A 7,460-nucleotide genomic window follows, 5' to 3' on the forward strand; every position below is an offset into this window, starting at 1 on the left:
TCCGTTCCATGTCCGCTAGCGCCGTCCGTCGTAGGGGCGTCCGGCGCGTTCCCGTCCCCGCCGCATGTCGGCCCGCAGCAGCCGGGCCAACGGGTCCAGCAGCCGCCGCGCCAGGTCCTCCAGATCGACACCCGGGTCCTGCGGCGCGGCCTCCTTCTTGTCGGCCGCCGTGCCCGAGGCCGGGAAGGACGCCGGGGCGGAGGCCGACCGCGGACGAGTGCGCGCGGCCTTTGCGGCGGACCCCTCCTTCGCGTCCCGCTGGACGACATCGACCTGAACGCCGCCCGGAACCACCGGAGTCGGCTCGACCGGCCGGGTCATCCGCACCACGGGTACGGGGAGCCCGCCGGGCGGCGTGAGCGACGCCGGGGACGGCGACGCCTGGAGCGGGGGAGCCTGCGCCTCGGTCAGGGGCAGGGCGGCCCCACCGGCACCCGCCCGCTGGACGGGGGTGTCCGGGCGTACGACGGGAGGTTTTGAGCGGGTCGAGACGGCCCGCTGGACCGGGGGTGCCCCGGGGGCGGCCGGTCGCGCCGCTTCCGGGGTGGGCTCACGGCGCCAGGAAGCCGCCACGACCGGGGGCTTGGCGGGAGCGCCGGGGGAGTCGGCGTGCGGCGGGCGCGGCATGCCCTCCGGCGCACGGGTGTTGAGGGTGAGGGGGCGGGCGGAGAGAAGCGAGCGGGCGGTGGTGCGCCCGGCCCGCCGGGGCTCGGCGAGGGCACGGGCCACGACGACCGGGCGGGCGCTGTTCACACGCCGCCCAGGCGTCGGGGACCCGGTGGTCACCGCGCGCTGTACGGCACCGGGGGCGTCCGTGGCCGAGGGGCCCGGCTGTGCCACGGCCCGGTTCACCAGGGGAGTGGCCGGTGCGGGTTCCCCGGACGGCGTCGAAGTGGGCGTCGGGGCAGGAGAGTTGACCACGGACGCGGGCTTCTCGGTGGCTGCCGTCCCCAGGAGGGGTGCCATGGCGGCCCGCAGCGCCTCCTGCCCCGCCGCCACCCGCTGGACGTAGGGCTGGGCCGGACGGCCACCGGCATCGACCGGCCCGCGCGGGGCGGCGGTCGGCGGCAGCGAGGAGAGGGGCGCGCCCAGACCGCCACGGGAACGGGCTCCGGCCGGGCCGGTCCGCTGCTCGGTACGGCGGGACGGCGCGGGCCCTCCGGCGAGGGGCCGGGCCGCGTCGTCGGCGTGGTCGGGGCGCCGGGCCGCGTGGCGGCGTCCGTCTGGCGTTGTACGACGGGCAGCACCGGGCCGGGCGTCGGCTCGGCGGCGGCCGGCCGGGGAGCAGTTGCGGGACGTTCCTTTTCGGCGGGCCCGGAAGCGTCCACCTGACGCCGCGCCGCCGACAGCAGCGGCTTGGCGGGCGTCTCGGTGCCGGGAGCCTCCGCCTGACGCTGCACGACGGGCAGCACCGGCCCGCTCGCGGCGCGGAGTTCGCCCCCGGCCGGGGCCGGGGCGTCCGCCCGGTGCTGTGCTCCGGGGAGCAACGGCTTGGCCGTCGGCCGGGCGGACTCGGAGGCGTCCGCCGTGCGCTGGAGGACGGACGTCTCGGGCCCGGAGCCCGGCCGGGTGTCGGCGGGGGTGGCGTCCGCGGCGTCCGACTGGCGCTGTACGACGGGCAGCACGAGCCCCGCCGGGGGCTGGGCTTCGGCCGTACCGGAAGCCCCGGAAGCCCCGGAAGCCCCGGGAGCACCGGAAACCCCGGAAGCACCGGTGATCGGCGAACCGGGCGCGGCCGGACGCCCGTTCCCGGCCGACCCCGGAGTGTCCACCAGGCGCTGCACCTCGGGGAGCAGCGGCCCGGAGGGCGCGGGAGTGACATCCCGGGAGGGCCTTTGCGGCTCGGCGGCGGGGGGTTCGTGCCCCGTGGAGACGGGGGCCTCCGCCTGACGCTGTACGACCGGCAGCCCCGGGTCGGCCGACGGCTGGACCTCGGCGGCGCGGGGGGCCGCGGGTGCCTTGTCGGCAGCGGTGTCCACGTGCCGCTGGACCTCGGGAAGCAGCGGCCCGGACGCCGCCCGGGTGTCGGCCGGACGGGAAACGGCGCCGTCCGCCCGGCGCTGCACGGCAGGGGCCTGCGCACCGGTGTCCGTCCCCGTCCGTCCGTCGGCCGCGACGACACGCGGCGCCGTGCCGGCTTCCCCGGCGCCGGTCCCGGGAGCATCCACCCGGCGCTGCACGACCGGCAGCACCGGACCGCTCGACGACCGCACATCGGCCGTGCCGGAAGGGGACGGCCCCTCGACGGCCAACGGGGATGCCGTGGGCGGAAGTTCGGCCATCGGCGCACCCAACGAAGCGCGCGCAGGAGCTCGTCCGGGAGCGGAGGCACGCTGAACGGCACCATCGGCACCGGCATCGACACCGGCGACCGGCACCGGTCGTACCGCGGCGACCCGCCGTACCGGCCCGGTCGTCACCCGGCGCGCCACGGTCAACGAGGGGCTCAGCGGTCGCGGTCGTACGGCGCCCGCCGCCCGGCCCGGCTCGGCCGCCGTACCGTGAGGCATGGTTCCGCGCGGCGTGCTTCCGTGCGGCGTGGTCCCGGCACCCGGAGCATTCGGCACCACGGCGACCCGCCGTACCACCGGAAGCTCCGGTCCGGTCGCCCGCCCCGCGCCGTCGGCCACCGCACGTTCCGCACCCGGCGAGGACGAAGCAGCCCCCGACCGCGCGGACTTGGCCGTCGGCCGCCGTACCTCTCCGGCGCCCCGCCCGTCCGCCCGTACCACTCGCTGGACCTGAGCCAGGGCGGAGTCGGCACCGTCGGCCGCCTCCTCGCCGCCGGGCTCCGGCAGCGAACGCAGCAGCAGCGGACCGCCGGAGCCGTACTCCGAGCGCTGGACGGCAGGACGCGTCACACCATGCACCAGGCCCATCGGCGCCGAGGGCAGCAGCCCATGGCCGAGCCCCGAGTCGAAGGCGGGGTTCTGCCAGGAGGTGAGGCCGTCGCGGAAGGTGAGGCCGTCACTGACACCGAGCGGCGCGCGCGCCACGGTCAGCGACGGCGCCGCCACCCGGCGCCAGCCGCCGTCCCAGTCCCCGGGCAGGGAGTTTCCGGGCACGGCCGAAGCGGCCCGCGACGGCTCGGAGCCGGACGGGCCGACGCCGGACGGACCCGACGGGGCCGCCGACGTGCTGTCGGCGGCCCGGTCCTGTCGGCGGCGTACATCCCACCACGCCATGACCTCAACCACCCTCGTTCATACGGGCGTTGATACGAGCGATCTCGCCCACCCACTGGCGGCGCTCCGCATGGGTGAGATCGAGGATCTCCTCGCGCTGCCAGTGGAAGTGATAGGCGATGTACGCGACTTCCTCCCGGAGCCGGGGAAGCGCGTACGTCACGATTCCCCCAGGCGCCCACCCGAGAGGTCGACCTCGAAGCCGCCCTCGCAGTGCGGACAGGTCACCGCCGCGCGGGTGTGACCCTCGCTGTTGACCCGGCGGTAGAAGTCCTGGAGGAAGGCGACGTCGGTGGCGTACATCCGCTCCACGACGCCCGCGTGCACATCGGTGATGGTGCCGAGCCGGGTGATCACCTGGCTCAGCAGCACCACACTGAGGTACGCGGGGTTCTCCTTGACCCGCAGATCGATCTGCGGGCGCAGCTCGTCACGGGCCGTGGCGAGCCGCATCGAACCGCTGCGGTGCAGCGTGCCCGACTCGTCCACGTACCCGCGCGGCAGCTCGAACTCGAACTCGGTGCGCAGCCCGTGGTCGCGCGTGGGCGCGGGGCCGGACGGTGGCGCCGGGGCCTGCGACTGCTCGGGGGCCGCGGCGGGCGCCGTCGCGTCGAGGATCTCCTCCAGGCTGCCCGCCGTCACCGTACGGCGCCTCATTCGACGACGATCTCCTCGAAGACGATGGTGACCGTCTCGGTCGCCGCCGCGGACTCGCCCGCCTTGAGCGAGGGACCCTCCCACCGGGAGGCCCAGCCCTGCATCAGCTGGATCCGGCGCACCGTCTCGCCCTTGGAGTCCTTGATCTCGATGGTCAGGTTCTGCCGGGCGGTGTCGACGGCACCGTTGTTCAGGGTTTCCTTGATCCATTTGGTGAACTCGCTGGACTTGTCGAGTCCCCGGGTGATCGTGATCTCACCCGCCTGCCGGGCGCCCGGCTGCTTGCGGATGATCTGCTTGCCCTCCGAGGTGACCTGCCGTACCTCGACGACCTCTTCCTCGACGGTCAGACCGCTGATCTCCTGGATGGACTCCACCATGTAGCCGCCGAGCTGCACGCCGAAGACATGGGTGGAAAGAGCATCGCCCTCTGCCATGACTGTTTCGTCACCTTTCCTAGACCGACCCGCGGGTCACTGGTCTCACTCGTCGATGAGGCTGGTGCTGTCCGAGAACTGGGCCAGCCGGAAGACCACGAACTCGGCGGGCTTGACCGGTGCGACACCGATCTCACACACGACCCGGCCCTGGTCGATGGACTCCTGCGGGTTGTTGCCGCGGTCGCACTTGACGTAGAACGCCTCCTCGGCGGTACGCCCGAACAGCGCGCCCCGCCGCCATTCCTCGGTGAGGAACGCGGTGACATTGCGCCGGATGCTGGACCACAGCCGGTCGTCGTTCGGCTCGAAGACCACCCACTGGGTGCCCAGCAGGATGGACTCTTCGAGGTAGTTGAACAGCCGGCGCACGTTCAGGTAGCGCCAGGCCGGGTCGGAGGACAGGGTGCGGGCACCCCAGATCCGGATGCCGCGGCCGGGGAACGCCCGTACGCAGTTCACGCCGATCGGGTTCAGCAGGTCCTGCTCGCCCTTGCTCAGGCGCAGTTCCAGGTCGACCGCGCCGCGGATCACCTCGTTGGCGGGCGCCTTGTGCACACCGCGCTCGGCGTCGCTGCGCGCCCACACGCCCGCGATGTGACCGCTCGGCGGGACCGTGGTGTTGCGGCCCGCGGCCGGGTCGAAGACCCGCACCCAGGGGTAGTAGAGGGTGGCGTACCGGGAGTCGTACCCGGCCTCGTCATTGCGCCAGGTGCGCACCTGCTGGGCGTTGAGACCCGGCGGGGTGTCCAGGACGGCCACCCGGTCGCCCATCTGCTCGCAGTGCGAGATCACCGCGAGCTGGACCGTGCGCACGCCCTCGGCGTCGATGTCACCGCGCTGGTAGGCGCCCATCAGGTCCGGGACCGCCACCATGGTGATCTCGTCGATGGCCTCAAGACCGCCGAACCCGGTGCGGGCGGCCGAGTCGCCGACGTACTCGGCGGGGTCGAGCCGGGCCACCTCGCCGGACGCGGGGGCCGCGGGGGCGCCGGGCGTCTCGGGCAGGGCCACCGTCTGCGCGGCCGGCCGCGCCTGGGCGGCGTCGCGCTGCTCGGTGACCTCGATCAGCTTGGAGGTCCGGACCTGGTTGACCACATAGCCCTTGACGTTCTTGCGGGTGGAGACGTCGTAGTTCTCCACCACCTGCTCGCCGCGGCGCACCAGCAGCCGGAAACGGTCCTCAGGGCCCTCGCCCTCCGGGTCGGCGATCTCCACCGACACCCCGGAGACACCGGGCTTGGCCGCGACGAGGAACCCGCCGACCGCCACCGGTGCGGGCGCCTGGGCCTGACGGGGTACCGAACCGCCGGCCGCCGGCGCGGCGGAGTCACGGCCGGAGCCGCCGATCCGGACCACGTAGGCCGCGCCGCCGCCGTTGGCGAAGTAGCCGTACACGGCGTGCGCGAGATAGGTGCCCTCGGTGAATCCGCCGAAGTGCTGGGTGTACTGGTCCCAGTTGGTCACCAGGGTGGGCTCGTGGAAGGGTCCGGTCTGGGCGAAGCCGACGAACGCGGCGACGGCGGTGCCGACCCCTTCGATCGGTCGCGCACCGGACTGCACCTCCTCCACGTACACGCCCGGGGTGAGGTACGTCGGCATACTCGCTCCTTCGTGTGCCAGTGGTGTCACCTGCGTCGATGTCGAGTCTCCGAGGCCGGTGCGGCATGGCGACAGGGGCGCGCGGACCTGGGCGAGGGCAAGCCCACTGCCTTTCCGGGCGCCCGCACCCGGCGCCGCCTTCCCTTTCGGGCAACGCACCCTGTGGGAAAGCCCTGGAAACGGTAAAAACCCCTGGACAGGGGGCGGTTCAGAAGTCCGTCAGCATGTCCCGTGTCCACGCCCCGAACTCGCTCTCCAGGACCAGCCGGCCGAGCTTGCGGTACTCCTGGGCGACCGCCGTCATCAACTGCCGCATGCTCAGCGGGAGTCCGGCCTCGGCCGCCAGATACGCGGCCGTCACCGCGCACGCCCGGATGGAGCCACCGGCCAGTTCGAAGCGGTCCGCGCAGAAGCCGAGATCGAGATCGGCGGCGCGCGGCAGCTGCCCGCCCAGGCACCGCTCCCACAGCGCGCGCCGCTGACCGGCGTCCGGCACCGGGAAGTCCGCGATCACATCGAGCCGCCGGGTGAACGCCTCGTCCAGGTTGGCCCGCAGATTGGTGGTCAGTACGGCGATGCCGTCGAAGGACTCCATGCGCTGGAGCAGATACGCCGACTCGATGTTGGCGTGCCGGTCGTGCGCGTCCTTGACCTGCGAGCGCTTGCCGAAGATCGCGTCGGCCTCGTCGAACAGCAGCACCGCGTTGACCGCGGACGCCTCCGTGAAGATCCGCTCCAGGTTCTTCTCGGTCTCGCCGATGTACTTGTCGACCACCGTGGACAGGTCCACCACGTACAGGTCCATGCCCAGATCGGCCGCGACCACCTCGGCGGACATCGTCTTGCCGGTGCCGGACTCCCCGGCGAACAGCGCGATCACGCCCCGCCCCCGGCCGCCGCCCGGCCGCATCCGCCACTGCCCGAGCACCTGTTCGCGATGCCGGGCGCGCACCGCCAGCTCCCGCAGTCTGCGGTGGGTCGGCGGGGGCAGCACCAGATCGTCCCAGCCGACGGCCGGTTCCACCCGGCGGGCCAGCCGCGCGAGCCCCGCCCCGTTCTGCGCCCGTACGGCGGCCCGCAGATCGTCGGGCCGCACCGCGCGGTCGGCCAGCGCGGCCGTGCGCCGCCGAAGCCGAGTTCACCACCCAGCCCCAGGAGGTCTGACCATGCCGTTCGTCCCGGTTCTCCGCTCCAGCCGGTGCGCGGCGACCGCCGAGGCGAGGGTCTCTGCTTCGGCCGGATCGATGCCGTCGGAACCGGCCCGTTCGAGCGCGTGCCGCCAGCGGGTGGCCTGGCGATCGGGGGAGGGCGGGGCCACCGGGAGGACCACCGGGGTGTCGGCGGCCCAGGCCGGGTCCCAGCCGTCCGTGCCGTACAGGAACAGCGGCAGCCCGCGCAGCGCGGCGCACAGGTCCCTGGTGACACGGTCGCGTCGAGCCGGTTCGGGGGGCAGCGCCTCCAGCGGGCCGAGGACGACGCCCGCCCCGGACAGCCGGGCCTCCAGGGCCGCCACCCGGGCGAGCGCGGGCACCTCGGCGGAGTGCCGGGCGAGCGCCGCCGCGTCCAGCACCAGCGGCCG

At 74.3% G+C, this 7,460-nt stretch carries 6 protein-coding genes and 1 pseudogene; all 7 read right to left on the reverse strand.

Annotated elements, in window-relative coordinates; translation table 11 throughout:
- Positions 1 to 15: 15 nt before the first annotated feature.
- A complete protein-coding gene (locus tag ACLF5H_RS09525; RefSeq protein WP_421675612.1) occupies positions 16 to 852 on the reverse strand; it encodes a hypothetical protein in 837 nt (278 codons plus the stop codon).
- Entirely contained in the window at positions 849 to 3,185 is a 2,337-nt protein-coding gene (locus tag ACLF5H_RS09530) for a hypothetical protein (protein ID WP_421675613.1), read from the reverse strand. The genes ACLF5H_RS09525 and ACLF5H_RS09530 overlap by 4 nt, the downstream gene beginning before the upstream one ends.
- 4 nt (positions 3,186 to 3,189) lie before the next feature.
- Complete coding sequence (locus tag ACLF5H_RS09535) at positions 3,190 to 3,348, reverse strand: DUF6760 family protein (RefSeq protein WP_164932503.1); 159 nt, start codon at positions 3,346 to 3,348, stop codon at positions 3,190 to 3,192.
- Positions 3,345 to 3,842 carry a hypothetical protein gene (locus tag ACLF5H_RS09540; RefSeq protein WP_421675614.1) on the reverse strand — a complete coding sequence of 166 codons (498 nt, stop codon included), beginning with the start codon at positions 3,840 to 3,842 and terminating at the stop codon, positions 3,345 to 3,347. Before ACLF5H_RS09540 ends, ACLF5H_RS09535 begins: the two co-directional genes overlap by 4 nt.
- Positions 3,839 to 4,279 carry a phage tail protein gene (locus tag ACLF5H_RS09545; protein ID WP_037662774.1) on the reverse strand — a complete coding sequence of 147 codons (441 nt, stop codon included), beginning with the start codon at positions 4,277 to 4,279 and terminating at the stop codon, positions 3,839 to 3,841. Before ACLF5H_RS09545 ends, ACLF5H_RS09540 begins: the two co-directional genes overlap by 4 nt.
- A gap of 45 nt (positions 4,280 to 4,324) precedes the next feature.
- Entirely contained in the window at positions 4,325 to 5,881 is a 1,557-nt protein-coding gene (locus tag ACLF5H_RS09550; RefSeq protein ID WP_421675615.1) for a phage tail sheath subtilisin-like domain-containing protein, read from the reverse strand.
- A 208-nt stretch (positions 5,882 to 6,089) separates the two neighbouring features.
- A pseudogene (locus tag ACLF5H_RS09555) lies at positions 6,090 to 7,460 on the reverse strand (ATP-binding protein); the annotation flags it as partial.

It is taken from the genome of Streptomyces sp. LaBMicrA B280, assembly GCF_049222185.1.
Classification (GTDB): Bacteria; Actinomycetota; Actinomycetes; order Streptomycetales; family Streptomycetaceae; genus Streptomyces; species Streptomyces murinus.